This is a genomic window from Burkholderia sp. LS-044, from assembly GCF_004803625.1.
In the GTDB taxonomy this organism is placed as follows: Bacteria; Pseudomonadota; Gammaproteobacteria; order Burkholderiales; family Burkholderiaceae; genus Burkholderia; species Burkholderia cepacia.
On the sequence record NZ_SSWO01000022.1, the window covers coordinates 16,407 to 41,510 of the forward strand.

A 25,104-nucleotide genomic window follows, 5' to 3' on the forward strand; every position below is an offset into this window, starting at 1 on the left:
CGCGGTCGTGGCAGGCTCGTCATGCACGCGAACGAACCCTGGCCGATCGGCCAAAACCGCACGATTCGCCACGCGTCCCGCGAGCGGGTTGTTAAAATTGCGGTCATCGTCCAGCCGTCCCCGTCCTCTTTCATGTCCCGCGCCCTCGAAATCCTCGACGAAGTATTTGGTTATCCCGCTTTTCGCGGCCAGCAGGGCGAAATCGTCGAACACGTCGCCGGCGGCGGCGATTGTCTCGTGCTGATGCCGACCGGCGGCGGCAAGTCGCTGTGCTACCAGATTCCGGCGCTGCTGCGTCGCGAGGCCGGGCAGGGTGCCGGTATCGTCGTGTCGCCGCTGATCGCGCTGATGCAGGACCAGGTCGCCGCACTGAGCGAAGTGGGCGTGCGCGCGGCGTACCTGAACTCGACACTGTCGGGCGCCGAGGCCGCGGCGACCGAGCGGGCGCTGCGCGAAGGCGAAATCGACCTGCTGTATGTCGCGCCCGAGCGGCTGATGACAGGGCGCTTCCTCGACCTGCTCGAGCGCGCGAAGATCGGCCTGTTCGCGATCGACGAAGCGCACTGCGTGTCGCAATGGGGGCACGATTTCCGCCCGGAATACATCCAGCTGTCGGTGCTGCACGAGCGATTTCCGTCGGTGCCGCGCATCGCATTGACCGCGACGGCCGATGCGATCACGCGCGACGAGATCATCCACCGTCTCGCGCTCGACGACGCACGCGTGTTCGTGTCGAGCTTCGACCGCCCGAACATCCGCTACCGGATCGTCGAAAAGGACAACGCGCGATCGCAGCTGCTCGATTTCATCCGCGCCGAACACACGAATGCCGACGGCACGACGGATGCGGGTGTCGTTTATTGCCTGTCGCGCCGCAAGGTCGAGGAAACGGCCGAATGGCTGAAGGCGCAAGGCGTGCGCGCTCTGCCGTATCACGCGGGGATGGAGTTCGAGGTGCGGCAGAAGCACCAGGAAATGTTCCAGCGCGAGGAAGGCATCGTGATGTGCGCGACGATCGCGTTCGGCATGGGCATCGACAAGCCGGACGTGCGCTTCGTCGCGCACCTGGATCTGCCGAAGAGCGTCGAAGGCTACTACCAGGAAACGGGCCGCGCCGGCCGCGACGGGATGCCCGCGAATGCGTGGATGGCGTACGGGCTCGGCGACGTCGTCCAGCAGCGCAAGATGATCGACGAATCGGATGCCGACGACGCACACAAGCGCGTCCAGACGTCGAAGCTCGACGCGCTGCTCGGGCTGTGCGAGACGATCTCGTGCCGCCGCGTGCGGCTGCTGAACTACTTCGGCGAGGAGAGCAAGCCGTGCGGCAACTGCGATACGTGCCTCGAGCCGCCCGCTTCATGGGACGCGACGCGTGAGGCGCAGATGGCGCTGTCGTGCGTGTTCCGCGCGCAGCGCGCGAGCGGCTTCAATTTCGGCTCGAGCCACCTGATCGAGATCCTGCGCGGCGGGCGCACCGAGAAGGTGTTGCAGCGGGGCCACGACCAGCTGACGACGTTCGGGATCGGCGCGTCGCTGTCGGAGCCCGAGTGGCGCGCGATATTTCGGCAGCTCGTCGCGTACGGCTACCTCGCCGTCGATCACGGCGGCTTCGGCGCACTCGTGCTGACCGAGGCCGCGAAGCCGGTGTTGAAGAACGAGGAGAAGGTCACGCTGCGCCGCTACGTGAAGCCGCAGCGCACGCGCCAGTCGTCGAGCCGCAGCGGCACGCGCGTCGATCCGACGGCCGGCATGGGCACACGCGAGCGCGCAAGGTGGGATGCGCTGCGCGCGTGGCGCGCGGAAACGGCGAAGACGGACGGCGTGCCGGCCTACGTGATTTTCCACGACGCGACGCTCGCCGAGATCGCACGCAACGCGCCGGAGACGATCGACGACCTGCGCCATATCCCCGGCATGGGGGTGCGCAAGCTGGAGCGCTTCGGCGACGAGATCATCGACGTCGTCGAGTCTGCCTGATACAGGCGTTCCGACCCTTCCGGTAAACCACGCGTCCGGCCGGCGAATCACGCAAGCCGTTGACTTAGTTGGTATTTCCGGAATATGATGTTGGGTTCCGGTATTCGGTGGGCCGAGTTGCGTTCGAAAGCTCGCACCCGTTTCGCCGGTTCGGAAGTCAACTGTGCGCCGATTCTCGCTTTGCCCGAAATCGATGTGCAGATTTTGTTCAATTTCAGGAATAAACAATGCCAACCATCAACCAACTGGTTCGCAAAGGCCGTCAGTCGGAAACGACGAAGAGCAAGAGCCCGGCCCTGCAGGACTGCCCCCAGCGTCGCGGCGTGTGCACCCGTGTGTACACGACGACGCCGAAGAAGCCGAACTCGGCACTCCGTAAGGTCGCCAAGGTTCGTCTGACGAACGGCTTCGAAGTGATTTCGTACATCGGCGGTGAAGGCCACAACCTGCAGGAACACTCGGTTGTGCTGATCCGCGGCGGCCGTGTGAAGGACTTGCCGGGTGTGCGTTACCACATGGTTCGCGGCTCGCTGGATACCCAGGGCGTCAAGGACCGTAAGCAAGCGCGCTCGAAGTACGGCGCGAAGCGTGCAAAGGCTGCCAAGTAAGCAGTTTTTGATCAGGGATCGCCACAGGGCGGTCAAGGCGGGAGTGCCGGATTGCCGGTGCTGTCGAGTAAGTGGTCACCCGGCCAAGCTGGTTAGTCGTGAAGATGTGATCGGGTTTGTTGGTGGCCGCGGAGCTGGAACCAGCTCCAACTGAACAAGTAAAGGAAGAATCATGCCGCGTCGTCGCGAAGTCCCCAAGCGGGAAGTGTTGCCGGATCCGAAGTTCGGTAACGTTGATGTAGCCAAGTTCATGAACATGCTGATGCTGTCCGGCAAGAAGTCGGTCGCGGAGCGCATCGTTTATGGCGCATTCGAACAGATCCAGACCAAGGGTGGCAAGGACCCGCTGGAAGTGTTCACGGTTGCGCTCAACAACGTCAAGCCGGTGGTCGAAGTGAAGAGCCGTCGCGTTGGTGGTGCCAACTATCAAGTTCCGGTCGAAGTGCGCCCGTCGCGTCGTATGGCATTGGCGATGCGCTGGCTGCGTGAGGCTGCGAAGAAGCGCAGCGAGAAGTCGATGGCTCTGCGCCTGGCAGGTGAACTCTCCGAAGCGGCCGAAGGCCGTGGCGGCGCGATGAAGAAGCGCGATGAAGTTCACCGCATGGCAGAAGCCAACCGCGCGTTCTCGCATTTCCGTTTCTAAGCGCCTGGCTGGGCTGTTTGCGGAAATAAATTCCGGGCGGGTGCGCTTTTCAGGCGCCTCGCCCGTTTGTGTTGAAGCATGATGCAGCAGGGCTGCATCGTGTCATCCCAGTAGAGGATCAAAGTGGCTCGCAAGACTCCTATCGAGCGCTACCGCAATATCGGTATTAGCGCTCACATCGACGCCGGCAAAACGACGACGACCGAGCGCATTCTGTTTTACACCGGTGTGAACCACAAGATCGGTGAAGTCCACGACGGCGCAGCCACGATGGACTGGATGGAGCAGGAACAGGAGCGTGGCATCACGATCACGTCCGCTGCTACCACGGCCTTCTGGAAGGGCATGGGCGGCAACTATCCGGAACACCGCATCAACATCATCGACACCCCGGGCCACGTCGACTTCACGATCGAAGTGGAGCGTTCGATGCGCGTGCTCGACGGCGCGTGCATGGTGTACTGCGCAGTGGGCGGCGTGCAGCCGCAGTCGGAAACGGTGTGGCGCCAGGCTAACAAGTACAAGGTGCCGCGTCTCGCGTTCGTCAACAAGATGGACCGTACCGGCGCGAACTTCTTCAAGGTCTACGACCAGCTCCGTCTGCGCCTGAAGGCGAACCCGGTTCCGGTCGTGGTGCCGATCGGCGCGGAAGAAAACTTCAAGGGCGTCGTCGACCTGATCAAGATGAAGGCGATCATTTGGGACGAAGCGTCGCAAGGCACGAAGTTCGACTACGTCGACATCCCGGCCGAGCTCGCAGAGACCTGCAAGGAATGGCGCGAAAAGATGGTCGAAGTGGCTGCTGAGGCCAGCGAAGACCTGATGAACAAGTACCTGGAAGAAGGCGATCTGCCGGAAGCCGACATCGTCAAGGCGCTGCGTGATCGTACGATCGCGTGCGAAATCCAGCCGATGCTGTGCGGTACCGCGTTCAAGAACAAGGGCGTGCAGCGTATGCTCGACGCCGTGATCGACTTCCTGCCGTCGCCGGTCGACATCCCGCCGGTCAAGGGCGAGCTCGAAAACGGTGAAGAAGCGGAGCGCAAGGCGTCGGACGACGAGAAGTTCTCGTCGCTCGCGTTCAAGATCATGACCGACCCGTTCGTCGGCCAGCTGATCTTCTTCCGTGTGTACTCGGGCGTCGTCAACTCGGGCGACACGCTGCTGAACTCGACCAAGGGCAAGAAGGAACGCCTCGGCCGTATTCTGCAGATGCACGCGAACCAGCGTGAAGAAATCAAGGAAGTCCGTGCAGGCGACATCGCTGCTGCAGTCGGCCTGAAGGAAGCGACCACCGGCGACACGCTGTGCGATCCGGCAAACCCGATCGTGCTCGAGCGCATGGTGTTCCCGGAGCCGGTGATTTCGCAGGCTGTCGAGCCGAAGACCAAGGCTGACCAGGAAAAGATGGGCCTGGCGCTGAACCGTCTGGCACAGGAAGATCCGTCGTTCCGCGTGCAGACCGACGAAGAGTCGGGCCAGACCATCATTTCGGGCATGGGCGAGCTCCACCTCGAAATTCTGGTCGACCGGATGAAGCGTGAATTCGGCGTGGAAGCAACCGTCGGCAAGCCGCAGGTTGCATACCGCGAAACGATCCGTTCGACGGCGAAGGACGTCGACGGCAAGTTCGTCAAGCAGTCGGGTGGTCGCGGCCAGTACGGTCACGCGGTCATCACGCTCGAGCCGAACGAACAAGGCAAGGGCTACGAGTTCTTCGACGAGATCAAGGGTGGTGTGATTCCGCGTGAATACATCCCGGCGGTCGACAAGGGTATCCAGGACACGCTGAAGTCGGGCGTGCTGGCTGGCTTCCCGGTCGTCGACGTGAAGGTTCACCTGACGTTCGGTTCGTACCACGACGTTGACTCGAACGAAAACGCGTTCCGCATGGCCGGTTCGATGGCGTTCAAGGAAGCAATGCGCAAGGCGAACCCGGTCGTCCTCGAGCCGATGATGGCTGTCGAAGTCGAGACGCCGGAAGACTACATGGGCAACGTGATGGGCGACCTGTCGGGCCGTCGCGGTATCGTCCAGGGCATGGAAGACATGGTTGGCGGCGGCAAGATCGTGCGCGCCGAAGTGCCGCTGTCGGAAATGTTCGGCTATTCGACGTCGCTGCGCTCGCTGACGCAAGGTCGTGCAACGTACACGATGGAGTTCAAGCACTACGCTGAAGCTCCGCGCAACGTTGCTGATGCGATCATCAGCGCGAAGTCGAAGTAATTCGCTATCTCAATCGATAATTTTTGAAAGAAGAGAATCATGGCAAAAGGTAAATTCGAGCGGACCAAGCCGCACGTGAACGTTGGTACGATTGGTCACGTTGACCACGGCAAGACGACGCTGACGGCAGCGATCACGACGGTTCTGACGAAGAAGTTCGGCGGCGAAGCGAAGGCGTACGACCAGATCGACGCGGCACCGGAAGAAAAGGCGCGCGGCATCACGATCAACACGGCACACGTCGAGTACGAAACGGCTAACCGCCACTACGCACACGTCGACTGCCCGGGCCACGCTGACTATGTGAAGAACATGATCACGGGCGCAGCGCAGATGGACGGCGCGATCCTGGTTTGCTCGGCAGCAGACGGCCCGATGCCGCAAACGCGTGAGCACATCCTGCTGGCGCGTCAGGTTGGCGTTCCGTACATCATCGTGTTCCTGAACAAGTGCGACATGGTGGACGACGCTGAACTGCTCGAGCTGGTCGAGATGGAAGTTCGCGAACTCCTGTCGAAGTACGACTTCCCGGGTGACGACACGCCGATCGTGAAGGGTTCGGCAAAGCTGGCGCTGGAAGGCGACACGGGCGAGCTGGGCGAAGTGGCGATCATGAGCCTGGCAGACGCGCTGGACACGTACATCCCGACGCCGGAGCGTGCAGTTGACGGCGCGTTCCTGATGCCGGTGGAAGACGTGTTCTCGATCTCGGGCCGTGGTACGGTGGTGACGGGTCGTGTCGAGCGCGGCATCGTGAAGGTCGGCGAAGAAATCGAAATCGTCGGTATCAAGCCGACGGTGAAGACGACCTGCACGGGCGTTGAAATGTTCCGCAAGCTGCTGGACCAAGGTCAGGCAGGCGACAACGTCGGTATCCTGCTGCGCGGCACGAAGCGTGAAGACGTGGAGCGTGGCCAGGTTCTGGCGAAGCCGGGTTCGATCACGCCGCACACGCACTTCACGGCTGAAGTGTACGTGCTGAGCAAGGACGAAGGCGGCCGTCACACGCCGTTCTTCAACAACTACCGTCCGCAGTTCTACTTCCGTACGACGGACGTGACGGGCTCGATCGAGCTGCCGAAGGACAAGGAAATGGTGATGCCGGGCGACAACGTGTCGATCACGGTGAAGCTGATTGCACCGATCGCGATGGAAGAAGGTCTGCGCTTCGCAATCCGCGAAGGTGGCCGTACGGTCGGCGCCGGCGTCGTTGCCAAGATCCTCGACTAAGGTCGACGATCCGCGGATCCTTCCGGGATCCGCGTTCCCACGGTATGCAGTTGTACCGTCGAAACCGGGTGTTCAGCTTGCGCTGGCACCCGGTTTTTCTTTATGGCGTGCCGTCACGCACATTGACAAACCCGCACCACCTCTCCGATTTTTCGTGTAGAATCGCGGGCTTAGCAGTGGAAGTACCGTTCGGAACCTGTCGCTTCGCTCCCCGCAGGCAGCAGGTTTCGCGTTCTTTTGGTGTCCGGCGGTGCAACATCGCCTCGCTCTTTTCAAGGAATCGTCATGCAGCAACAGAAAATCCGCATTCGCCTGAAGGCTTTCGACTATCGTCTGATCGATCAATCGGCTGCCGAAATCGTCGATACCGCGAAGCGGACTGGCGCAATCGTCCGTGGCCCGGTGCCGCTGCCGACGCGCATTCAGCGTTTTGACATCCTGCGTTCGCCGCACGTCAACAAGACGTCGCGCGATCAGCTCGAAATCCGTACCCACCAGCGCCTGATGGACATCGTCGATCCGACCGACAAGACGGTTGACGCGCTGATGAAGCTCGATCTGCCGGCTGGCGTCGACGTGGAAATCAAGCTGCAGTAAGGCTTCCGGCGCCAACCGGCTTGTCGGGTGGCGCTAAGTCTTTGTATTGCTTGCGGAAATCGAGGGGTCGGGCTATACTGCTTGGCTTTTCGCGTATTCGCGTAAAAAAGTTGGGCCTTGCGTGCCCGGCATTTTGTAAATCAGCCCCGACCAATCGCAGTCGGGAATGGAGAAAATGATGAGCCTTGGACTCGTAGGTCGCAAGGTTGGCATGACCCGTATCTTCACGGCTGAAGGGGATTCGATTCCCGTCACCGTGCTGGACGTGTCGGACAACCGCGTGACGCAGATCAAGACTGTTGAAACCGACGGCTACACGGCCGTGCAGGTTGCATTCGGCTCCCGTCGTGCATCGCGCGTGACGAAGCCGCTGGCAGGTCATCTCGCCAAAGCCGGTGTCGAAGCCGGTGAAATCCTCAAGGAATTCCGCATTGACGCGGCCAAGGCAGCTGAGCTGTCGAATGGCGCCGTGGTCGGTGCTGATCTTTTCGAAGTGGGCCAGAAGGTCGACGTGCAAGGCGTGTCGATCGGTAAGGGCTACGCCGGTACGATCAAGCGTTACAACTTCTCCTCCGGCCGTGCGACGCACGGTAACTCGCGCTCGCACAACGTGCCGGGCTCGATCGGTATGGCGCAGGATCCGGGTCGTGTTTTCCCGGGTAAACGCATGACGGGTCACATGGGTGACGTGACGGTGACGGTGCAGAACCTCGAAATCGCTCGTATCGACGCAGAGCGCAAGCTGCTGCTCGTGAAGGGTGCGATTCCGGGCGCGAAGGGCGGCAAGGTCTTCGTGACGCCGGCCGTCAAGACCAAGGGGGCGAAATAATGGAACTCAAGCTCCTGAACGAAAATGGTCAGGAAGGTGCAGTGGTCAACGCGTCGGACGTCGTGTTCGGTCGTGACTACAACGAAGCGCTGATCCACCAGGTCGTCGTCGCTTACCAGGCGAATGCTCGCCAGGGTAACCGCGCACAGAAGGACCGTGAGCAAGTCAAGCACACGACCAAGAAGCCGTGGCGCCAGAAGGGTACGGGCCGTGCTCGTGCCGGTATGTCGTCGAGCCCGCTGTGGCGTGGCGGTGGTCGTATCTTCCCGAATTCGCCGGAAGAAAACTTCTCGCACAAGGTCAACAAGAAGATGCATCGCGCAGGTCTCTGCTCGATCTTCTCGCAGCTGGCCCGTGAAGGCCGCCTGTCGGTCGTCGAGGACATCATCCTCGAAGCGCCGAAGACCAAGCTGCTGGCTGACAAATTCAAGACCATGGGTCTCGACTCCGTGCTGATCATCACCGACACGGTTGACGAAAACCTGTACCTGGCATCGCGCAACCTGCCGCACGTGGCAATTGTCGAGCCGCGCTACGCTGACCCGCTGTCGCTGATCTACTTCAAGAAAGTGCTGGTCACGAAGGCTGCGGTCGCCCAGATCGAGGAGTTGCTGTCATGAGCGAGATTCGCAAGAACGATCATCGTTTGATGCAGGTCCTGCTCGCACCGGTGATCTCGGAAAAGGCGACGCTGGTTGCCGACAAGAACGAGCAAGTCGTGTTCGAAGTCGCACCGGATGCCACGAAGCAGGAAGTGAAGGCGGCTGTCGAGCTGCTGTTCAAGGTTGAAGTTGATTCCGTCAACGTGCTGGTTCAGAAGGGCAAGCAAAAGCGCTTTGGCCGTTCGATGGGCCGCCGCAAGGACGTGAAGAAGGCGTACGTTTGCCTGAAGCCCGGCCAGGAAATCAACTTTGAAGCGGAGGCCAAGTAATCATGGCAATCGTTAAAGTTAAGCCGACATCGCCGGGTCGCCGCGCGATGGTCAAGGTGGTCAACAAGAACCTGCACCAGGGCAAGCCGTTCGCGGCACTGCTCGACTCGCAGAGCTCGACCGCCGGCCGTAACAACAATGGCCGTATCACCACGCGTCACAAGGGTGGTGGTCACAAGCAACACTATCGTATCGTCGATTTCCGTCGCACGAAGGATGGCATCCCGGCAAAGGTCGAGCGTCTCGAGTACGACCCGAACCGTAGCGCGAACATCGCGCTGGTGCTCTACGCAGACGGCGAACGTCGCTACATCATCGCCCCGAAGGGCCTGACCGTCGGCCAACAGCTGATGTCGGGTTCGGAAGCGCCGATCCGCGCAGGCAACACGCTGCCGATCCGCAACATTCCGGTCGGTACGACGATCCACTGCATCGAGATGCTGCCGGGCAAGGGCGCGCAAATGGCGCGTTCGGCTGGTACGTCGGCCATGCTGCTCGCACGTGAAGGCGTCTACGCGCAGGTTCGTCTGCGTTCGGGCGAAATCCGCCGCGTGCACATCGAGTGCCGTGCAACGATCGGTGAAGTCGGCAACGAAGAGCATAGCCTGCGCCAGATCGGCAAGGCTGGCGCGAACCGCTGGCGCGGTATCCGCCCGACGGTGCGTGGCGTTGCGATGAACCCGGTTGATCACCCGCACGGTGGTGGTGAGGGCAAGACGGCTGCAGGTCGCGATCCGGTTAGCCCGTGGGGTACGCCGGCTAAGGGTTATCGCACCCGTAGCAACAAGCGCACGACGACGATGATCGTCCAGCGCCGTCACAAGCGTTAAGGAGTAGGCAATGGCACGTTCTGTAAAAAAAGGTCCGTTCTGCGACGCCCATTTGCTGAAGAAAGTTGAGGCGGCTGCAGCTTCGCGCGACAAAAAGCCGATCAAGACCTGGTCGCGTCGCTCGACGATTCTGCCGGATTTCATCGGCCTGACGATCGCTGTTCATAACGGCCGTCAACACGTTCCGGTGTACATCTCGGAAAACATGGTCGGCCACAAGCTTGGCGAGTTCGCACTGACCCGTACGTTCAAGGGTCACGCGGCCGACAAGAAGGCCAAGAAATAAGGGGCAATCAAGATGGAAGTGAAAGCAATTCATCGCGGTGCCCGCATCTCGGCGCAAAAAACGCGCCTTGTGGCTGACCAGATCCGCGGTTTGCCGGTCGACAAGGCGCTGAACGTTCTGACGTTCTCGCCGAAGAAAGCGGCTGGCATCGTGAAGAAGGTTGTGCTGTCGGCAATCGCGAATGCGGAGCACAACGAAGGCGCCGATATCGACGAGCTCAAGATCAAGAGCATCTACGTCGACAAGGCTGCATCGCTCAAGCGTTTCACCGCGCGCGCCAAGGGCCGCGGTAACCGCATCGAGAAGCAATCCTGTCACATCACTGTGACGGTCGGGAATTAAGGAGCCATACGATGGGACAGAAAATTCATCCGACTGGCTTCCGCCTGGCTGTCAGCCGCAATTGGGCTTCGCGTTGGTACGCGAACAACAACAATTTCGCGGCGATGCTTCAGGAAGACATCGGTGTTCGTGAATACCTGAAGAAGAAGCTGAAGAACGCTTCGGTCGGTCGGGTCGTCATCGAGCGTCCGGCGAAGAACGCGCGCATCACGATTTACAGCTCGCGTCCGGGCGTGGTCATCGGCAAGAAGGGCGAGGATATCGAGCAGCTGAAGACGGAACTGCAACGCCGCATGGGCGTTCCGGTTCACGTCAACATCGAAGAAATCCGCAAGCCGGAAACCGATGCTCAGTTGATCGCTGACTCGATCACGCAACAGCTCGAGCGCCGGATCATGTTCCGTCGCGCGATGAAGCGTGCGATGCAGAACGCGATGCGTCTGGGTGCCCAAGGCATCAAGATCATGAGCGCAGGCCGTCTGAACGGTATCGAAATCGCTCGTACGGAGTGGTATCGCGAAGGTCGCGTGCCGCTTCACACGCTGCGTGCTGATATCGACTACGCGACTTCGGAAGCGAAGACGACTTACGGGATCATCGGCGTCAAGGTGTGGGTCTACAAGGGCGATACGCTCGGCCGCAACGACGCACCGGTGGTGGAAGAAGTAGCCGAAGACAAGCGTCCGCGTCGCAATGCGCGTCCGGGCGACCGTCGTCCGCGCCGTGACGGCGAAGGCGGCGCTCCGGGTGCTCGTCGTGGCGCACCGCGCCGCGGCGCCGGCAAGCCCGAAGACGGCAAGACTGGAGAATAACGATGCTGCAACCGAAACGCAGAAAGTATCGTAAAGAGCAGAAGGGTCGTAACACCGGCAAGGCGACGCGCGGCAACGCAGTGTCGTTCGGTGAATTCGGCCTGAAGGCGATCGGTCGCGGTCGTTTGACCGCACGTCAGATTGAAGCGGCACGTCGTGCAATGACGCGTCACATCAAGCGTGGCGGCCGCATCTGGATCCGGATCTTCCCGGACAAGCCGATTTCGCAGAAGCCGGCCGAAGTGCGTATGGGTAACGGTAAGGGTAACCCGGAGTACTACGTCGCCGAGATTCAGCCGGGCAAGATGCTCTATGAAATGGACGGCGTAACCGAAGAACTGGCACGCGAAGCGTTCCGTCTGGCTGCAGCCAAGCTGCCGCTCAAGACGGCATTCATCGTGCGCCAGCTCGGCGCCTAAGGAGAAAACATGAAGGCTTCCGAACTTCTCCAGAAAGACCAGGCCGCGCTCAACAAGGAGCTGGCGGACCTGCTGAAGGCGCAATTCGGCCTGCGCATGCAACTCGCGACCCAGCAGCTCACGAACACGAGCCAGCTGAAGAAGGTTCGTCGCGACATCGCACGTGTGCGGACCGTCATGACTCAGAAGGCGAACCAGAAATGAACGATAGCGTGAAAACCTCGCTGAAGCGGACGCTGGTCGGTCGGGTCGTCAGCAACAAGATGGACAAGACCGTCACCGTGCTGATCGAGCACCGCGTCAAGCATCCGATCTACGGCAAGTATGTCGTGCGCTCGAAGAAGTACCACGCGCATGATGAAGCGAACACCTACAACGAAGGCGATCTCGTCGAAATCCAGGAAACTCGTCCTGTTTCGAAGACGAAGGCCTGGACGGTGTCGCGCCTCGTCGAAGCAGCTCGCGTCATCTAAGCGGGCAGCGCAGTAGGCAGTAACAGGCACTTCTCCACGAAGTGCTTGAAATCGCAAAGTTTTTGCTTGCGTGACCGGGATTATTTGTTATAATCCCGGTCTTCCCTCTTTATGGGAGCCCCGTCGCGGGCGAAGTTGGTGGGGGAAGCGGATTGGCGCCTGCCTGTCCGAAAGATTCACCGAATTGCGATGGCGGGTTTCGTTTGCCGTCGCTGCTGTTCCAACCCAAGCAGCCGATTGGCTGACGGGACCAAGACTGACCGAATGCATCATGGTGGTGCATCCGGATTAAGTTGGGAAAGACAAACCATGATCCAGACCGAATCTCGGCTCGAAGTAGCCGACAACACGGGTGCACGTGAAGTCCTGTGCATCAAGGTGCTCGGCGGCTCGAAGCGTCGTTATGCCGGCATTGGCGACATCATCAAGGTGAGCGTCAAAGAGGCAACGCCGCGCGGGCGCGTGAAGAAAGGCGAAATTTACAACGCCGTGGTGGTCCGCACCGCCAAGGGCGTGCGCCGTCAAGACGGCTCGCTGATCAAGTTCGACGGCAACGCCGCTGTGCTTTTGAATAACAAGCTCGAGCCGATCGGCACCCGTATCTTCGGGCCGGTGACGCGTGAGCTGCGTAGCGAACGATTCATGAAGATCGTTTCGCTGGCGCCGGAAGTGCTGTAAGGAGTCGCGATGAACAAGATTCGCAAAGGTGACGAAGTCATCGTCGTCACTGGCAAGGACAAGGGCAAGCGCGGCGTCGTGCTGGCTGTCGGTGCAGAGCATGTGACGGTTGAAGGTATCAACCTCGTCAAGAAGCATGTGAAGCCGAACCCGATGAAGGGTACGACGGGTGGCGTGGAAGCGAAGACGATGCCCCTGCATATTTCGAACGTCGCACTGGTCGACGCGAATGGCAAGGCGTCGCGTGTTGGCATCAAGGTCGAGGAAGGCAAGAAGGTTCGCTTCCTGAAGACGACCGGTGCCGTACTGAGCGCCTGACGCAGCGGAGTAAAAAATGGCTCGTTTTCAAGAGTTTTACAAAGAAAAGGTTGTGCCCGGCCTGATCGAGAAGTTCGGTTACAAGTCGGTCATGGAAGTGCCGCGCATCACCAAGATCACGCTGAACATGGGTCTTGGCGAAGCGATCGCTGACAAGAAGATCATCGAGAACGCCGTCGGCGACCTCACGAAGATCGCTGGTCAGAAGCCGGTCGTGACGAAGGCACGCAAGGCAATCGCAGGCTTCAAGATCCGCCAGGGTTACCCGATCGGCGCGATGGTGACGCTGCGTGGCCGTGCAATGTACGAATTCCTCGACCGTTTCGTGACGGTTGCCCTGCCCCGCGTGCGTGACTTCCGCGGCGTGTCGGGTCGTGCTTTCGATGGCCGTGGCAACTACAACATCGGTGTGAAAGAGCAGATCATTTTCCCCGAAATCGACTACGACAAGATCGACGCACTGCGTGGGCTGAACATCAGCATCACGACGACTGCGAAGACCGACGACGAAGCAAAGGCTCTGCTCGCCAGCTTCAAGTTCCCGTTCAGAAACTGAGGTTACCGTGGCTAAACTGGCACTGATCGAACGTGAAAAGAAGCGCGCCCGCCTGGTCGCGAAGTTCGCAGCAAAGCGCGATGCGCTGAAGGCGATCGTCGAAGACCAAAGCAAGTCGGAAGAAGAGCGCTACGAAGCACGCCTTGAGCTGCAGCAACTGCCCCGCAACGCAAACCCGACCCGCCAGCGTAACCGCTGCGCGATTACGGGCCGTCCGCGTGGCACGTTCCGTAAATTCGGCCTCGCGCGTAACAAGATTCGTGAAATCGCATTCCGTGGCGAGATTCCTGGCCTGACCAAGGCGAGCTGGTAATAGGAGAAACGTAAATGAGCATGAGTGATCCTATCGCCGATATGCTGACTCGCATCCGCAACGCGCAGATGGTCGAGAAGGTATCGGTTGCGATGCCCTCGTCGAAGGTCAAGGTTGCAATCGCGCAAGTCCTGAAGGACGAAGGTTACATCGACGATTTCGCCGTCAAGGCGGAAGGTGCGAAGTCCGAACTGAATATCGCGCTGAAGTACTACGCAGGTCGCCCGGTCATCGAACGCCTCGAGCGCGTGTCGAAGCCTGGTCTGCGCGTGTACCGCGGCCGTAACGACATTCCGCAGGTCATGAACGGCCTGGGCGTGGCAATCGTGTCGACGCCGAAGGGCGTGATGACCGACCGCAAGGCGCGCGCTACCGGCGTCGGCGGCGAAGTCATCTGCTACGTCGCTTAAAGCCGAGGAGAGAGAAACATGTCTCGAGTAGGTAAGAGCCCGATCGCGCTGCAAGGCGCGGAAGTCAAGCTGGCCGACGGTGCGATCACCGTCAAGGGCCCGCTGGGCACCATCACGCAAGCGATCAATCCGCTCGTGAACGTGGCGAACAACGACGGCACGCTGAACCTGTCGCCGGTGGACGAAAGCCGCGAAGCAAATGCACTGTCGGGCACGATGCGCGCGATCATCGCGAATGCCGTGCACGGCGTGACCAAGGGTTTCGAGCGCAAGCTGACGCTGGTTGGCGTCGGTTATCGTGCGCAAGCGCAAGGCGACAAGCTGAACCTGTCGCTGGGTTTCTCGCACCCGGTGGTGCACCAGATGCCGGAAGGCGTCAAGGCAGAAACCCCGACGCAAACCGAAATCGTGATCAAGGGGATCAACAAGCAACAAGTCGGTCAAGTAGCTGCGGAAGTTCGCGGTTACCGTCCGCCGGAGCCCTACAAGGGCAAGGGCGTGCGCTATTCCGACGAGGTTGTGATCCTCAAAGAAACGAAGAAGAAGTAAGGGTGCGCAATCATGGATAAGACTCAATCTCGCCTGCGCCGCGCTCGCCAGACGCGTATCAAGATCGCTGAGCTGCAGGTCGCGCGTCTCGCCGTGCATCGCACGAACACGCACATCTACGCTCAAGTGTTCTCGCCCTGCGGCACCAAGGTGCTCGCCAGCGCGTCGACGCTCGAAGCAGAAGTGCGCGCTGAACTGGCCGACAAGTCGGGCAAGGGCGGCAACGTTAATGCCGCGACGCTGATCGGCAAGCGTATTGCCGAGAAGGCAAAGGCTGCCGGCATCGAATCCGTCGCCTTCGACCGCTCGGGCTTCCGCTACCACGGCCGCGTCAAGGCGCTGGCTGAGGCAGCTCGCGAAGCTGGGCTCAAGTTCTAAGGAAGGAATTCGTCATGGCAAAGATGCAAGCGAAAGTTCAGGCTGACGAGCGCGACGACGGCCTTCGTGAAAAGATGATTTCGGTCAACCGCGTGACCAAGGTCGTGAAGGGTGGCCGTATTCTCGGCTTCGCCGCACTGACCGTGGTTGGCGACGGCGATGGCCGCATCGGTATGGGCAAGGGCAAGGCGAAGGAAGTGCCGGTCGCTGTCCAGAAGGCAATGGAACAAGCTCGCCGCAACATGTTCAAGGTGCCGCTCAAGAACGGCACGCTGCAACACGAAGTGCACGGCAAGCATGGCGCATCGGCTGTCCTCCTCGCTCCGGCGAAGGCAGGTACGGGCGTGATCGCCGGCGGCCCGATGCGCGCAGTGTTCGACGTGATGGGCGTTCAGAACGTCGTGGCAAAGAGCCACGGTTCGACGAACCCGTACAACCTCGTTCGCGCCACGCTGGACGGTCTGCGCAAGCAGTCCACCCCGGCAGACATCGCGGCGAAGCGCGGCAAGTCCGTCGAAGAAATTTTGGGCTAAGCCCGGGTGGTCACCATGTCTGAAAAAACTGTCAAGGTTCAGCTCGTTAAGAGCCTGATCGGGACCCGCGAATCGCACCGCGCGACCGTGCGTGGCCTGGGCCTGCGCCGACTCAACTCGGTCAGCGAGCTTCAGGACACGCCGGCGGTCCGCGGCATGATCAACAAGGTCTCGTACCTCGTTAAGGTCATCGCGTAAGCGGCCCTACGGATCAAGGAGTTGATATGGAATTGAATAACCTGAAGCCGGCAGCTGGCGCCAAGCACGCCAAGCGTCGCGTCGGCCGTGGCATCGGTTCGGGCCTCGGCAAGACGGCTGGCCGTGGTCACAAGGGTCAGAAATCGCGTTCGGGCGGCTTCCACAAAGTCGGTTTCGAAGGCGGTCAGATGCCGCTGCAACGTCGTCTGCCGAAGCGCGGCTTCACGTCGCTGACGAAGGAATTCGTCGGTGAAGTGCGCCTGGGCGACCTCGAGAAGCTGCCGGTCGATGAGATCGATCTGCTCGCACTGAAGCAAGCCGGCCTGGTCGGCGAGCTGACGAAGAGCGCAAAGATCATCGCGACGGGCGAGCTGAAGCGCAAGATCGTCGTGAAGGGTCTCGGTGCCACCAAGGGTGCGCGTGCTGCGATCGAAGCGGCTGGCGGTTCGTTCGCCGAGTGACACGCGTAGCGCGTCGTCATTTGCATTCATCGGAGAAGGTACTTGGCTAACAGCCCGAGTCTTGCAAAACCCGGTCGAAGCACGGCGAAATTCGGCGATCTGCGCCGGCGAGCGATGTTCCTGCTCCTGGCGCTGATCGTCTATCGCATCGGCGCGCACATTCCCGTGCCGGGCATCGATCCGGATCAACTGGCTAAGCTGTTCCAGAGCCAGGCGGGCGGCATCCTGGGCATGTTCAACATGTTCTCGGGTGGCGCGCTTTCCCGCTTCACGATCTTTGCGCTGGGGATCATGCCGTACATTTCGGCGTCGATCATCATGCAGTTGCTGGCGATCGTATCGCCGCAGCTCGAGGCGCTGAAGAAGGAAGGGCAGGCAGGGCAACGGAAGATCACGCAGTACACACGGTATTTCACCGTCGTGCTCGCGACCTTCCAGGCGTTCGGTATCGCGGCTGCGCTGGAAAACCAGCCGGGCCTCGTCACCGATCCCGGCATGCTGTTCCGTCTGACGACGGTCGTGACGCTGGTTACCGGCACGATGTTCCTGATGTGGCTCGGCGAGCAGATTACCGAGCGTGGTCTGGGCAACGGTATCTCGATCATCATCTTCGGCGGGATCGCAGCAGGGTTCCCGAATGCCGTCGGTGGGTTGTTCGAGCTGGTACGTACGGGTTCGATGAGCATCATTTCGGCGATCATCATCGTCGTCCTGATTGCCGCGGTGACTTACCTGGTCGTGTTCATCGAACGCGGGCAGCGCAAGATCCTCGTGAACTACGCGAAGCGCCAGGTCGGCAACAAGATCTACGGTGGGCAGTCGTCGCATCTGCCGCTGAAGCTGAACATGTCGGGTGTGATTCCGCCGATCTTCGCGTCGTCGATCATTCTGTTCCCGGCAACGATTCTCGGCTGGTTCAGTACCGGTCAGCCGACGGGAAGCTGGATTTCCAACACGTTGCATAACGTTGCGGAAGCGCTGAAGCCGGGCCAGCCGGTCTATGTGTTGCTGTACACGCTGGCGATCGTGTTTTTCTGCTTCTTCTACACCGCACTGGTGTTCAACAGCAGGGAAACCGCAGACAACCTGAAGAAGAGCGGCGCGTTTGTTCCGGGTATCCGTCCGGGCGATCAGACCGCACGATATATCGACCGCATCCTCACGCGTCTGACGCTGGCCGGTGCGATCTACATCGTCTTTGTGTGTCTGCTGCCGGAATTCCTGGTACTGCGCTGGAACGTGCCGTTTTATTTTGGTGGAACGTCGCTGCTGATCATTGTCGTCGTCACGATGGACTTTATGGCGCAGGTGCAGTCGTACGTTATGTCGCAACAGTATGAGTCACTGCTCAAGAAGGCTAACTTCAAGGGCGGCAACATCCCAATGCGTTAATAAGGACTATGGCCAAAGACGATGTAATCCAGATGCAAGGCGAGGTGATCGAAAACCTCCCGAATGCTACCTTCCGCGTGAAGCTGGAAAACGGCCATGTCGTGTTGGGGCATATCTCCGGAAAGATGCGGATGCACTACATCCGCATTCTCCCGGGCGACAAGGTGACGGTTGAATTGACGCCTTACGATCTGTCTCGTGCGCGGATCGTGTTCCGGGCGAAGTGATTTGAAAAAAGGGTATTATCATGAAAGTGATGGCATCGGTTAAGCGCATTTGCCGCAATTGCAAGATCATCAAGCGCAAAGGCGTCGTTCGCGTGATCTGCAGCTCGGATCCGCGCCACAAGCAGCGCCAAGGCTGACCGCGCGTTTGTTTGCGCTTTTTGTTTGAGGAAAAACAATGGCTCGTATCGCAGGGGTTAACATCCCGAATCACCAGCATACCGAGATCGGCCTGACGGCTATCTTCGGTATCGGCCGCACCCGTTCGCGCAGCATCTGCGTGGCAGCTGGCGTCGATTTTTCGAAGAAGGTCAAGGACTTGACCGACGCAGACTTGGAAAAGCTGCGTGAAGAAGTGGGCAAGTTTGTCGTCGAAGGCGATCTGCGCCGTGAAGTGACGATGAACATCAAGCGCCTGATGGACCTCGGTTGCTACCGTGGTGTTCGTCATCGCAAGGGCCTGCCGATGCGCGGTCAGCGTACGCGTACGAACGCACGTACTCGCAAGGGTCCGCGTCGTGCAGCGCAAGCGCTGAAGAAGTAAGCGGAACTGACAGTTACAGGAAAACGTAATGGCTAAGGCTTCGAACACCGCGGCGCAACGCGTTCGCAAGAAGGTTAAGAAGAACGTCGCTGAAGGCGTGGTTCACGTTCACGCGTCGTTCAACAACACGATCATCACGATCACCGATCGCCAAGGCAACGCACTGGCATGGGCGACGTCGGGCGGTCAGGGCTTCAAGGGCTCGCGCAAATCGACGCCGTTCGCTGCCCAGGTCGCAGCCGAGTCGGCTGGCCGCGTCGCGATGGAATACGGCGTGAAGAATCTGGAAGTGCGGATCAAGGGCCCGGGCCCGGGTCGTGAGTCGGCAGTGCGCGCACTGCACGGCCTCGGCATCAAGATCACCGCGATTTCGGATGTCACCCCGATTCCGCACAACGGCTGCCGTCCGCCGAAGCGTCGTCGTATCTAAAGGTGTGCTGGCACGTTCGTGCTGGCACATTGCCTGTCGCCGCGTAGCGTCGACGGGCGTTGCTTTTTTGATTGACTAAGCCCACCGTTCGCCCCAAAGGGAGCGAACTAGCGCGGATTTCGATCCGCGTGACTGATTGATAAAGGAATGCAAAGTGGCACGTTATATCGGCCCTAAGGCCAAGCTGTCCCGCCGTGAAGGCACCGACCTGTTCCTGAAGAGCGCACGCCGCTCGCTCGCCGACAAGTGCAAGCTCGACAGCAAGCCGGGCCAGCACGGCCGTACCTCGGGCGCACGTACGTCCGACTACGGTACGCAGCTGCGTGAAAAGCAGAAGGTCAAGCGCATCTACGGCGTGCTGGAGCGTCAGTTCCGTCGCTACTTCGCTGAAGCCGACCGCCGCAAGGGCAACACGGGTGAAAACCTGCTGCAACTGCTCGAGTCGCGCCTCGACAACGTCGTGTATCGCATGGGCTTCGGCTCGACCCGCGCTGAAGCGCGTCAGCTGGTGAGCCACAAGTCGATCACCGTGAACGGCGTCGTCGCAAACGTCCCGTCGCAGCAAGTGAAGGCGGGTGACATCGTCGCGATCCGCGAAAAGGCGAAGAAGCAAGCGCGTATCGTCGAAGCGCTGTCGCTGGCCGAGCAAGGCGGCATGCCGAGCTGGGTTGCAGTCGATGCGAAGAAGTTCGAAGGCACGTTCAAGCAAATGCCGGAACGCGCTGAAATCGCAGGCGACATCAACGAAAGCCTGATCGTCGAATTGTATTCGCGTTAATCCGATTGACGGCCGAGGTACCCCGATTGCGTTGCGCAAGGAGGGGCCTCGGCTGTTTATTTTCTGGTTGTTACCGGTCAGCCTTATCGGTGTAACGAGCCGAGGGTATTGAAAAGGAAAGCCCATGCAAACCAGTTTGCTGAAACCCAAGATCATCGCCGTGGAATCGCTGGGCGAGAACCACGCGAGGGTGGTCATGGAACCGTTCGAACGCGGTTACGGCCATACCTTGGGCAATGCGCTTCGCCGCGTGCTGCTGTCGTCGATGGTTGGCTACGCGCCGACCGAAGTGACGATCGCGGGCGTGGTGCACGAGTACTCGACGCTGGATGGCGTGCAGGAAGACGTCGTCAACCTGCTGCTGAACCTGAAGGGCGTGGTGTTCAAGCTGCATAACCGTGACGAAGTGACGGTTACGCTGCGCAAGGAAGGTGAAGGCGTTGTCACGGCCGGCGATATCGAGCTGGCTCACGACTGCGAAGTCATCAACCCGAATCACGTGATTGCGCACCTGTCGAAGGGTGGCAAGCTCGACGTTCAGATCAAGATCGAAAAGGGTCGCGGCTATGTGCCCGGCAACGTCCGTCGCTACGGCGAAGACACGGCCAAGATCATCGGCCGCATCGTCCTCGACGCATCGTTCTCGCCGGTTCGCCGCGTGAGCTATGCGGTCGAAAGCGCACGTGTCGAGCAGCGTACCGACCTCGACAAGCTCGTGATGAACATCGAAACGAGCGGTGTGATCACGCCGGAAGAAGCGATCCGTCAATCGGCCCGCATCCTGGTCGACCAGCTGTCCGTGTTCGCGGCGCTGGAAGGCACGGAAACGGCAGCCGAAGCGCCGTCGCGTGCACCGCAGATCGATCCGATCCTGCTGCGTCCGGTGGACGATCTCGAGCTGACGGTTCGTTCGGCGAACTGCCTGAAGGCCGAGAACATCTACTACATCGGCGATCTCATCCAGCGCACGGAAAACGAGCTGCTGAAGACGCCGAACCTCGGTCGCAAGTCGCTCAACGAGATCAAGGAAGTGCTCGCTTCGCGCGGTCTCACGCTGGGCATGAAGCTCGAAAACTGGCCGCCGGCTGGTCTCGACAAGTAAGCCCGCTTGTAGCACTGCTGTTGCTGTAGTTGGCAAAGATGCGGATTTTCCTTTAAAATCCGCATCTTGCTTTTTTCGTTACCGGCCCGTGCACCCATCGAGGTGCGATAGAAGAGCTGGATCAAAACTTTGAATCAAGGAAACTGAAATGCGCCATCGTCATGGTCTGCGGAAACTGAACCGCACGAGCAGCCACCGTCTGGCTATGCTCCGTAACATGTCCAACTCGCTGATCGAGCACGAAGTCATCAAGACGACGCTGCCGAAGGCGAAGGAACTCCGTAAAGTCGTCGAGCCGCTGATCACGCTCGGCAAGAAGCCGTCGCTGGCAAACCGTCGCCTGGCGTTCAACCGCCTGCGCGATCGTGACTCGGTGGCGAAGCTGTTCGACGTGCTCGGTCCGCGTTTCGCGAACCGTCCGGGCGGCTACCTGCGCGTGCTGAAGTTCGGCTTCCGCGTGGGCGACAACGCACCGATGGCACTGGTCGAGCTGCTCGATCGTCCGGAAGTCGACGAAACGGAAACCGTGCAAGAAGCTGAATAAGCTTCCGGTGCGCAGCAGTATCTGAAAGGGGCCGAGCAATTGCTTGGCCCTTTTTGTTTTTGAAGCGGCGGCTGCGATCGATTGTCGCAGGGTGGTGCCGGCAGTGTTGCGCGGGCTGCGCTACGATACGGGGCAGCCGGTGCGCCCCCGGGTGGGCAACGCGCGCCGGCAGGAGCCAGGAGTCGATAGACCAGCCAGGAGGGCGCGGATGATAGTGGTGCTGATGCTGACGACGGTGCCCGATGCCGCGACCGCCGAGGCGCTTTCCGCCGGTGCGCTCGATGCGCGGCTTGCCGCGTGTGTGTCGGAGCTCGGTGCGATCAGGTCGCGCTATCACTGGCAGGGCAAGGTCGAAACGGCCGACGAGATCCAGTTGCTGTTCAAGACGAGCCCCGTGCGGGCGCTCGAACTGGAGCGATTTATTCTCGCGCATCATCCATACGAGACACCTGAAATCGTCTCGTGGCAGGCGACGGCCTCGGCCGCTTACGGCCAGTGGGTGACCAGCGAAACTCAACGTCTATTTCATGTTTAACGGTATGGCGCTTTCCGTGCGCGTGCGCGCGCTGCGGTTCCTCGCAGTCCTGTTGTCGTTCATGCTCGTGCTGGGCGGCGGCCTGTCGGTCGCGCGTGCGGCCGACGATTTCCTCGATCCGTCGGTGGCGTTCAAGTTCAGCGCGAGCGAATCGCCGGGGCAGGTGGACGTCCGCTTCAAGGTCGCCAACGGCTATTACCTGTACCGCGAGCGGTTCGCGTTCGCGGTGAAGAGCGGGCAGGCGACGCTCGGCGAGCCGCAGTTCCCCGCCGGCCATGTGAAGTTCGACCAGACGTTCCAGAAGAACGTCGAGACCTACCGTGACGAAGTCGTCGTTCACGTGCCCGTCAAGCAGGCGTCGGGGCCGTTCGAGCTCGCGGTGACGTCGCAGGGCTGCGCCGACGAAGGGATCTGCTATCCGCCCGCCGAGCACGTAGTGAAGGTCGACGGCGCCGCACTGGGTGCGGCCTCGTCTTCCGGCGATGCGGCAGCCGAGGGCAGTTGGTTCGACAAGGTCACGAGCGCCGATTTCGCGCAGTCGCTGCTCGAGGGGCATGGCTTCTTCACGATCGTCGCGCTGTATTTCGTCGCGGGCGTCGTGCTGAGCCTCCTGCCGTGTTCGTACCCGATGATCCCGATCGTGTCGGCGATCATCATCGGCCAGGGCACGCGCGCGACGCATGCGCGCGGCTTCGCGCTGTCGCTGACGTACGTGGTCGGCATGGCGCTCGTCTATACGGTGCTGGGCATCGCCGCGGCGCTGGTCGGCCAGAGCCTCGGCGCGTGGCTGCAGAACCCGTGGGTGCTCGGCGCGTTCGGCGTGCTGCTCACCGCATTCGCGGTGTCGCTGATTTCGGGCAAGGATATCGCGCTGCCCGCGCGCTGGCAGAACGGTGCAGCCGAAGTGTCGAGTGCGCGACAGGGGGGCCACTTCGTTGCGGTTGCCGCGATGGGCGCGTTGTCGGCGCTGGTGGTCGGCGCATGCATGACGGCGCCGCTGTTCGCGGTGCTCGCTTTCATCGCACACACGGGCAATGCGCTGCTCGGCGGTGCCGCGCTGTTCGCGATGGGGCTGGGGCTCGGCGTGCCGTTGCTCGTGGTCGGCATCGGTGCCGGTACGGTGCTGCCGCGCGCAGGTGGATGGATGGACGGCGTGAAGGTGTTCTTCGGCATCGTGCTGCTCGCGGCCGCGCTGTGGATCGTGTGGCCGGTGCTTGCCGGCGGCCTGAAGATGGTGCTCGCTGCGTTGTGGCTGCTCATCGCGGCCGCGGCGCTTGGCTTGTTCACGCCGCATGCCGGCGCCGCGTCGATCTGGCGCCGCCTCGGCCGTGGCCTCGGCGCTGCGCTCGCGATCTGGGCGGCGACGCTGCTCGTCGGTCTTGCGGCGGGCTCCAACGACCCCGTGAAACCGCTGGCTGTCCTTGCTGCGCGCACGGTCGCGTCGGGCGATGTGTCGGCAGCCGGTGCGGCTGCCGGGCAGCAGGGGCCGGCGTTCGCTTCGGTGCGCTCCAGCGGCGAACTCGACGCGCTGCTGAAGACGTCGGGCCAGCCCGTGATGCTCGACTTCTACGCCGACTGGTGCGTGAGCTGCAAGGAGATGGAGCACCTGACGTTCACGGATTCACGCGTGCAGGCGCGGCTCGCGCAGCTTCACCTGGTACGTGCGGACGTCACCGCGAACAATCCGGACGATCAGGCGCTGCTCAAGCGCTTCAACCTGTTCGGGCCGCCCGGCATCATCTTCTTCGATCGCAACGGCAACGAAATCGGCCGTGTGGTCGGCTATCAGGCGGCCGAGACGTTTCTGCGCAGTCTCGATCGCGCGGCGGTACCGACGGTGTAGCGCACGCTTGTCGGTGGCTTGTACACCGATTGCAAATGAAAACGGCGGGACACCGAAGTGTCCCGCCGTTTTTCGTGGCGCTGCCGGCGCGTGGCTTAGCGCTGCGCTTTCAGGAGGCGCGCGGCGTCGAGTGCGAAGTACGTGAGCACGCCGTCGGCGCCCGCACGCTTGAACGCGAGCAGCGATTCGAGCACGACCTTGTCGTGGTCGAGCCAGCCGTTCATCGCGGCGGCCTTCAGCATCGCGTATTCGCCGCTCACCTGATACACGTAGGTCGGGAAGCGGAACTCGTCCTTCACCCGGCGCACGATGTCGAGGTACGGCATGCCGGGCTTGACCATCACCATGTCGGCGCCTTCGTCGATGTCGAGGCGCACTTCGCGCAACGCTTCGTCGCTGTTCGCCGGGTCCATCTGGTAGGTCATCTTGTTGCCCTTGCCCAGGTTGGACGCCGAGCCGACCGCGTCGCGGAACGGGCCATAGAACGCCGATGCGAACTTGGCCGAATAGGCCATGATGCGCGTATGGATATGGCCGTCGCTTTCCAGCATCTCGCGGATTGCGCCGATGCGGCCGTCCATCATGTCCGACGGCGCGACGATGTCGACGCCGGCTTCGGCCTGTGCGCGCGCCTGATCGATCAGGATCTCGATCGTGTCGTCGTTGATCACGTAGCCGTTCTCGTCGAGCACGCCGTCCTGGCCGTGGCTCGTGTACGGATCGAGTGCGACGTCGGTCAGCACGCCGAGTTCGGGAAAGCGCTTCTTCAGCTCGCGCACCGCGCGCGGGATCAGGCCTTCCGGGTTGGCTGCCTCGCGGCCGTCAGGCGTTTTCACCGACGGCTCGATGGCCGGGAACAGCGACAGCACAGGCACGCCGAGTTCGACGCATTGCTCGGCGACATGCATCAGCAGATCGACGGACACGCGTTCGACGCCGGGCATCGACGGCACCGGCTGCCGCTCGTTGGTGCCTTCGACGACGAATACCGGATAGATCAGGTCGTCGGTGGTCAGGCGGTTTTCGCGCATCAGGCGCCGGGAGAAGTCGTCGCGGCGCATCCGGCGCGGACGATGAAGCGGATGAAAGCTCATGGCGATTGGGTAGAAATC

The 25,104-nt window shown here is 61.1% G+C and carries 37 protein-coding genes; 36 read left to right on the forward strand and 1 reads right to left on the reverse strand.

What is annotated here, in order from left to right:
* Positions 1–132: 132 nt before the first annotated feature.
* From recQ to dsbD, 36 genes are all read left to right on the forward strand, one after another.
* Positions 133–1,980, forward strand: coding sequence for a DNA helicase RecQ (recQ, locus tag E9536_RS36005; RefSeq protein WP_089424299.1), 1,848 nt, complete (start codon positions 133–135; stop codon positions 1,978–1,980).
* Positions 1,981–2,207: 227 nt separating this feature from the next.
* A complete protein-coding gene (gene rpsL, locus E9536_RS36015; protein ID WP_006400662.1) occupies positions 2,208–2,588 on the forward strand; it encodes a 30S ribosomal protein S12 in 381 nt (126 codons plus the stop codon).
* 172 nt (positions 2,589–2,760) lie between these two features.
* Positions 2,761–3,231: a 30S ribosomal protein S7 gene (gene rpsG, locus E9536_RS36020; RefSeq protein WP_006477195.1), complete on the forward strand. Its 471-nt coding sequence runs from the start codon at positions 2,761–2,763 to the stop codon at positions 3,229–3,231.
* A gap of 123 nt (positions 3,232–3,354) precedes the next feature.
* A complete protein-coding gene (gene fusA / locus E9536_RS36025) occupies positions 3,355–5,457 on the forward strand; it encodes an elongation factor G (protein ID WP_021161762.1) in 2,103 nt (700 codons plus the stop codon).
* A gap of 39 nt (positions 5,458–5,496) precedes the next feature.
* Positions 5,497–6,687 (forward strand): elongation factor Tu, encoded by a 1,191-nt coding sequence (gene tuf / locus E9536_RS36030; RefSeq protein ID WP_057056448.1) that lies wholly within the window; start codon positions 5,497–5,499, stop codon positions 6,685–6,687.
* A gap of 285 nt (positions 6,688–6,972) precedes the next feature.
* A complete protein-coding gene (gene rpsJ, locus E9536_RS36035) occupies positions 6,973–7,284 on the forward strand; it encodes a 30S ribosomal protein S10 (RefSeq protein WP_004199280.1) in 312 nt (103 codons plus the stop codon).
* Between the two features lie 178 nt (positions 7,285–7,462).
* The gene (gene rplC, locus E9536_RS36040) at positions 7,463–8,113 is read left to right on the forward strand and encodes a 50S ribosomal protein L3 (RefSeq protein WP_006482922.1); all 651 of its coding nucleotides are present in this window, start codon (positions 7,463–7,465) and stop codon (positions 8,111–8,113) included.
* Complete coding sequence (gene rplD, locus E9536_RS36045) at positions 8,113–8,733, forward strand: 50S ribosomal protein L4 (RefSeq protein WP_006477192.1); 621 nt, start codon at positions 8,113–8,115, stop codon at positions 8,731–8,733. The genes rplC and rplD overlap by 1 nt, the downstream gene beginning before the upstream one ends.
* Complete coding sequence (gene rplW, locus E9536_RS36050) at positions 8,730–9,044, forward strand: 50S ribosomal protein L23 (protein WP_004199275.1); 315 nt, start codon at positions 8,730–8,732, stop codon at positions 9,042–9,044. Before rplD ends, rplW begins: the two co-directional genes overlap by 4 nt.
* A gap of 2 nt (positions 9,045–9,046) precedes the next feature.
* A complete protein-coding gene (gene rplB, locus E9536_RS36055) occupies positions 9,047–9,874 on the forward strand; it encodes a 50S ribosomal protein L2 (RefSeq protein ID WP_006482900.1) in 828 nt (275 codons plus the stop codon).
* A gap of 10 nt (positions 9,875–9,884) precedes the next feature.
* Positions 9,885–10,160: a 30S ribosomal protein S19 gene (gene rpsS, locus E9536_RS36060; protein ID WP_004199273.1), complete on the forward strand. Its 276-nt coding sequence runs from the start codon at positions 9,885–9,887 to the stop codon at positions 10,158–10,160.
* A gap of 12 nt (positions 10,161–10,172) precedes the next feature.
* Positions 10,173–10,502 carry a 50S ribosomal protein L22 gene (rplV, locus tag E9536_RS36065; RefSeq protein ID WP_004199272.1) on the forward strand — a complete coding sequence of 110 codons (330 nt, stop codon included), beginning with the start codon at positions 10,173–10,175 and terminating at the stop codon, positions 10,500–10,502.
* Between the two features lie 11 nt (positions 10,503–10,513).
* Complete coding sequence (gene rpsC, locus E9536_RS36070) at positions 10,514–11,314, forward strand: 30S ribosomal protein S3 (RefSeq protein WP_006482899.1); 801 nt, start codon at positions 10,514–10,516, stop codon at positions 11,312–11,314.
* 2 nt (positions 11,315–11,316) lie between these two features.
* Positions 11,317–11,733 (forward strand): 50S ribosomal protein L16, encoded by a 417-nt coding sequence (rplP, locus tag E9536_RS36075; RefSeq protein ID WP_006482873.1) that lies wholly within the window; start codon positions 11,317–11,319, stop codon positions 11,731–11,733.
* A gap of 9 nt (positions 11,734–11,742) precedes the next feature.
* Complete coding sequence (gene rpmC / locus E9536_RS36080) at positions 11,743–11,937, forward strand: 50S ribosomal protein L29 (protein WP_006400652.1); 195 nt, start codon at positions 11,743–11,745, stop codon at positions 11,935–11,937.
* Positions 11,934–12,206 (forward strand): 30S ribosomal protein S17, encoded by a 273-nt coding sequence (gene rpsQ / locus E9536_RS36085; protein WP_006477189.1) that lies wholly within the window; start codon positions 11,934–11,936, stop codon positions 12,204–12,206. The genes rpmC and rpsQ overlap by 4 nt, the downstream gene beginning before the upstream one ends.
* A 309-nt stretch (positions 12,207–12,515) precedes the next feature.
* On the forward strand, positions 12,516–12,884 hold the full coding sequence (gene rplN / locus E9536_RS36090; RefSeq protein ID WP_006482918.1) for a 50S ribosomal protein L14: 369 nt from the start codon (positions 12,516–12,518) through the stop codon (positions 12,882–12,884).
* Between the two features lie 9 nt (positions 12,885–12,893).
* Positions 12,894–13,202: a 50S ribosomal protein L24 gene (gene rplX, locus E9536_RS36095; RefSeq protein WP_006477187.1), complete on the forward strand. Its 309-nt coding sequence runs from the start codon at positions 12,894–12,896 to the stop codon at positions 13,200–13,202.
* A gap of 16 nt (positions 13,203–13,218) precedes the next feature.
* Positions 13,219–13,758 carry a 50S ribosomal protein L5 gene (gene rplE, locus E9536_RS36100; RefSeq protein ID WP_006482882.1) on the forward strand — a complete coding sequence of 180 codons (540 nt, stop codon included), beginning with the start codon at positions 13,219–13,221 and terminating at the stop codon, positions 13,756–13,758.
* A gap of 7 nt (positions 13,759–13,765) precedes the next feature.
* Positions 13,766–14,071: a 30S ribosomal protein S14 gene (rpsN, locus tag E9536_RS36105; protein WP_011350676.1), complete on the forward strand. Its 306-nt coding sequence runs from the start codon at positions 13,766–13,768 to the stop codon at positions 14,069–14,071.
* Between the two features lie 14 nt (positions 14,072–14,085).
* The gene (rpsH, locus tag E9536_RS36110; protein WP_006477185.1) at positions 14,086–14,481 is read left to right on the forward strand and encodes a 30S ribosomal protein S8; all 396 of its coding nucleotides are present in this window, start codon (positions 14,086–14,088) and stop codon (positions 14,479–14,481) included.
* Between the two features lie 18 nt (positions 14,482–14,499).
* The gene (gene rplF / locus E9536_RS36115) at positions 14,500–15,030 is read left to right on the forward strand and encodes a 50S ribosomal protein L6 (protein WP_006758786.1); all 531 of its coding nucleotides are present in this window, start codon (positions 14,500–14,502) and stop codon (positions 15,028–15,030) included.
* 12 nt (positions 15,031–15,042) lie between these two features.
* The gene (gene rplR / locus E9536_RS36120; RefSeq protein ID WP_006477183.1) at positions 15,043–15,408 is read left to right on the forward strand and encodes a 50S ribosomal protein L18; all 366 of its coding nucleotides are present in this window, start codon (positions 15,043–15,045) and stop codon (positions 15,406–15,408) included.
* Between the two features lie 14 nt (positions 15,409–15,422).
* Complete coding sequence (gene rpsE / locus E9536_RS36125; RefSeq protein WP_006482895.1) at positions 15,423–15,941, forward strand: 30S ribosomal protein S5; 519 nt, start codon at positions 15,423–15,425, stop codon at positions 15,939–15,941.
* A 15-nt stretch (positions 15,942–15,956) separates the two neighbouring features.
* Complete coding sequence (gene rpmD, locus E9536_RS36130) at positions 15,957–16,139, forward strand: 50S ribosomal protein L30 (RefSeq protein WP_006400644.1); 183 nt, start codon at positions 15,957–15,959, stop codon at positions 16,137–16,139.
* Between the two features lie 26 nt (positions 16,140–16,165).
* Positions 16,166–16,600 carry a 50S ribosomal protein L15 gene (gene rplO / locus E9536_RS36135; protein ID WP_006482880.1) on the forward strand — a complete coding sequence of 145 codons (435 nt, stop codon included), beginning with the start codon at positions 16,166–16,168 and terminating at the stop codon, positions 16,598–16,600.
* A 42-nt stretch (positions 16,601–16,642) separates the two neighbouring features.
* The gene (gene secY, locus E9536_RS36140) at positions 16,643–17,992 is read left to right on the forward strand and encodes a preprotein translocase subunit SecY (protein ID WP_006482915.1); all 1,350 of its coding nucleotides are present in this window, start codon (positions 16,643–16,645) and stop codon (positions 17,990–17,992) included.
* An 8-nt stretch (positions 17,993–18,000) separates the two neighbouring features.
* Positions 18,001–18,219, forward strand: a complete 219-nt coding sequence (gene infA / locus E9536_RS36145; protein ID WP_004521905.1) for a translation initiation factor IF-1 — start codon at positions 18,001–18,003, stop codon at positions 18,217–18,219.
* A 20-nt stretch (positions 18,220–18,239) separates the two neighbouring features.
* On the forward strand, positions 18,240–18,356 hold the full coding sequence (gene rpmJ / locus E9536_RS36150) for a 50S ribosomal protein L36 (protein WP_004199844.1): 117 nt from the start codon (positions 18,240–18,242) through the stop codon (positions 18,354–18,356).
* Between the two features lie 38 nt (positions 18,357–18,394).
* Positions 18,395–18,760, forward strand: coding sequence for a 30S ribosomal protein S13 (gene rpsM / locus E9536_RS36155; protein ID WP_006400641.1), 366 nt, complete (start codon positions 18,395–18,397; stop codon positions 18,758–18,760).
* Between the two features lie 28 nt (positions 18,761–18,788).
* A complete protein-coding gene (rpsK, locus tag E9536_RS36160) occupies positions 18,789–19,190 on the forward strand; it encodes a 30S ribosomal protein S11 (protein WP_004197937.1) in 402 nt (133 codons plus the stop codon).
* A gap of 154 nt (positions 19,191–19,344) precedes the next feature.
* Positions 19,345–19,968 (forward strand): 30S ribosomal protein S4, encoded by a 624-nt coding sequence (rpsD, locus tag E9536_RS36165; protein WP_021161733.1) that lies wholly within the window; start codon positions 19,345–19,347, stop codon positions 19,966–19,968.
* A gap of 124 nt (positions 19,969–20,092) precedes the next feature.
* Positions 20,093–21,070 carry a DNA-directed RNA polymerase subunit alpha gene (gene rpoA, locus E9536_RS36170; RefSeq protein ID WP_006477176.1) on the forward strand — a complete coding sequence of 326 codons (978 nt, stop codon included), beginning with the start codon at positions 20,093–20,095 and terminating at the stop codon, positions 21,068–21,070.
* A 148-nt stretch (positions 21,071–21,218) separates the two neighbouring features.
* Positions 21,219–21,614, forward strand: coding sequence for a 50S ribosomal protein L17 (rplQ, locus tag E9536_RS36175; protein WP_027788579.1), 396 nt, complete (start codon positions 21,219–21,221; stop codon positions 21,612–21,614).
* Between the two features lie 208 nt (positions 21,615–21,822).
* On the forward strand, positions 21,823–22,149 hold the full coding sequence (gene cutA, locus E9536_RS36180; RefSeq protein ID WP_021161734.1) for a divalent-cation tolerance protein CutA: 327 nt from the start codon (positions 21,823–21,825) through the stop codon (positions 22,147–22,149).
* The gene (gene dsbD, locus E9536_RS36185; protein WP_136472458.1) at positions 22,142–23,992 is read left to right on the forward strand and encodes a protein-disulfide reductase DsbD; all 1,851 of its coding nucleotides are present in this window, start codon (positions 22,142–22,144) and stop codon (positions 23,990–23,992) included. Before cutA ends, dsbD begins: the two co-directional genes overlap by 8 nt.
* A gap of 95 nt (positions 23,993–24,087) precedes the next feature.
* Here the strand turns inward: dsbD and hemB are convergent, their stop codons facing one another.
* Positions 24,088–25,086: a porphobilinogen synthase gene (hemB, locus tag E9536_RS36190; protein ID WP_021161736.1), complete on the reverse strand. Its 999-nt coding sequence runs from the start codon at positions 25,084–25,086 to the stop codon at positions 24,088–24,090.
* Positions 25,087–25,104 lie beyond the last annotated feature (18 nt).

Excerpts from the sequence above, each read along its gene's own strand:
- rpmC (WP_006400652.1), top strand. The coding sequence starts at position 11,743 with ATGAAGGCTTCCGAACTTCTCCAGAAAGACCAGGCCGCGCTCAACAAG.
- rpsE (WP_006482895.1), top strand. The coding sequence starts at position 15,423 with ATGGCAAAGATGCAAGCGAAAGTTCAGGCTGACGAGCGCGACGACGGC.
- rplP (WP_006482873.1), top strand. The coding sequence starts at position 11,317 with ATGCTGCAACCGAAACGCAGAAAGTATCGTAAAGAGCAGAAGGGTCGT.
- rplV (WP_004199272.1), top strand. The coding sequence starts at position 10,173 with ATGGAAGTGAAAGCAATTCATCGCGGTGCCCGCATCTCGGCGCAAAAA.
- rpsK (WP_004197937.1), top strand. The coding sequence starts at position 18,789 with ATGGCTAAGGCTTCGAACACCGCGGCGCAACGCGTTCGCAAGAAGGTT.
- rpsJ (WP_004199280.1), top strand. The coding sequence starts at position 6,973 with ATGCAGCAACAGAAAATCCGCATTCGCCTGAAGGCTTTCGACTATCGT.
- cutA (WP_021161734.1), top strand. The coding sequence starts at position 21,823 with ATGATAGTGGTGCTGATGCTGACGACGGTGCCCGATGCCGCGACCGCC.
- infA (WP_004521905.1), top strand. The coding sequence starts at position 18,001 with ATGGCCAAAGACGATGTAATCCAGATGCAAGGCGAGGTGATCGAAAAC.
- rpsM (WP_006400641.1), top strand. The coding sequence starts at position 18,395 with ATGGCTCGTATCGCAGGGGTTAACATCCCGAATCACCAGCATACCGAG.
- rplC (WP_006482922.1), top strand. The coding sequence starts at position 7,463 with ATGAGCCTTGGACTCGTAGGTCGCAAGGTTGGCATGACCCGTATCTTC.
- rplN (WP_006482918.1), top strand. The coding sequence starts at position 12,516 with ATGATCCAGACCGAATCTCGGCTCGAAGTAGCCGACAACACGGGTGCA.
- rplE (WP_006482882.1), top strand. The coding sequence starts at position 13,219 with ATGGCTCGTTTTCAAGAGTTTTACAAAGAAAAGGTTGTGCCCGGCCTG.
- rpsS (WP_004199273.1), top strand. The coding sequence starts at position 9,885 with ATGGCACGTTCTGTAAAAAAAGGTCCGTTCTGCGACGCCCATTTGCTG.
- rpmJ (WP_004199844.1), top strand. The coding sequence starts at position 18,240 with ATGAAAGTGATGGCATCGGTTAAGCGCATTTGCCGCAATTGCAAGATC.
- rpsH (WP_006477185.1), top strand. The coding sequence starts at position 14,086 with ATGAGCATGAGTGATCCTATCGCCGATATGCTGACTCGCATCCGCAAC.
- rplQ (WP_027788579.1), top strand. The coding sequence starts at position 21,219 with ATGCGCCATCGTCATGGTCTGCGGAAACTGAACCGCACGAGCAGCCAC.
- dsbD (WP_136472458.1), top strand. The coding sequence starts at position 22,142 with ATGTTTAACGGTATGGCGCTTTCCGTGCGCGTGCGCGCGCTGCGGTTC.
- rplF (WP_006758786.1), top strand. The coding sequence starts at position 14,500 with ATGTCTCGAGTAGGTAAGAGCCCGATCGCGCTGCAAGGCGCGGAAGTC.
- rplD (WP_006477192.1), top strand. The coding sequence starts at position 8,113 with ATGGAACTCAAGCTCCTGAACGAAAATGGTCAGGAAGGTGCAGTGGTC.
- rpsL (WP_006400662.1), top strand. The coding sequence starts at position 2,208 with ATGCCAACCATCAACCAACTGGTTCGCAAAGGCCGTCAGTCGGAAACG.
- tuf (WP_057056448.1), top strand. The coding sequence starts at position 5,497 with ATGGCAAAAGGTAAATTCGAGCGGACCAAGCCGCACGTGAACGTTGGT.
- rplO (WP_006482880.1), top strand. The coding sequence starts at position 16,166 with ATGGAATTGAATAACCTGAAGCCGGCAGCTGGCGCCAAGCACGCCAAG.
- rplX (WP_006477187.1), top strand. The coding sequence starts at position 12,894 with ATGAACAAGATTCGCAAAGGTGACGAAGTCATCGTCGTCACTGGCAAG.
- hemB (WP_021161736.1), bottom strand. The coding sequence starts at position 25,086 with ATGAGCTTTCATCCGCTTCATCGTCCGCGCCGGATGCGCCGCGACGAC.
- rplB (WP_006482900.1), top strand. The coding sequence starts at position 9,047 with ATGGCAATCGTTAAAGTTAAGCCGACATCGCCGGGTCGCCGCGCGATG.
- recQ (WP_089424299.1), top strand. The coding sequence starts at position 133 with ATGTCCCGCGCCCTCGAAATCCTCGACGAAGTATTTGGTTATCCCGCT.
- rpsC (WP_006482899.1), top strand. The coding sequence starts at position 10,514 with ATGGGACAGAAAATTCATCCGACTGGCTTCCGCCTGGCTGTCAGCCGC.
- rplR (WP_006477183.1), top strand. The coding sequence starts at position 15,043 with ATGGATAAGACTCAATCTCGCCTGCGCCGCGCTCGCCAGACGCGTATC.
- rpoA (WP_006477176.1), top strand. The coding sequence starts at position 20,093 with ATGCAAACCAGTTTGCTGAAACCCAAGATCATCGCCGTGGAATCGCTG.
- rpsQ (WP_006477189.1), top strand. The coding sequence starts at position 11,934 with ATGAACGATAGCGTGAAAACCTCGCTGAAGCGGACGCTGGTCGGTCGG.
- rpsG (WP_006477195.1), top strand. The coding sequence starts at position 2,761 with ATGCCGCGTCGTCGCGAAGTCCCCAAGCGGGAAGTGTTGCCGGATCCG.
- rpmD (WP_006400644.1), top strand. The coding sequence starts at position 15,957 with ATGTCTGAAAAAACTGTCAAGGTTCAGCTCGTTAAGAGCCTGATCGGG.
- rplW (WP_004199275.1), top strand. The coding sequence starts at position 8,730 with ATGAGCGAGATTCGCAAGAACGATCATCGTTTGATGCAGGTCCTGCTC.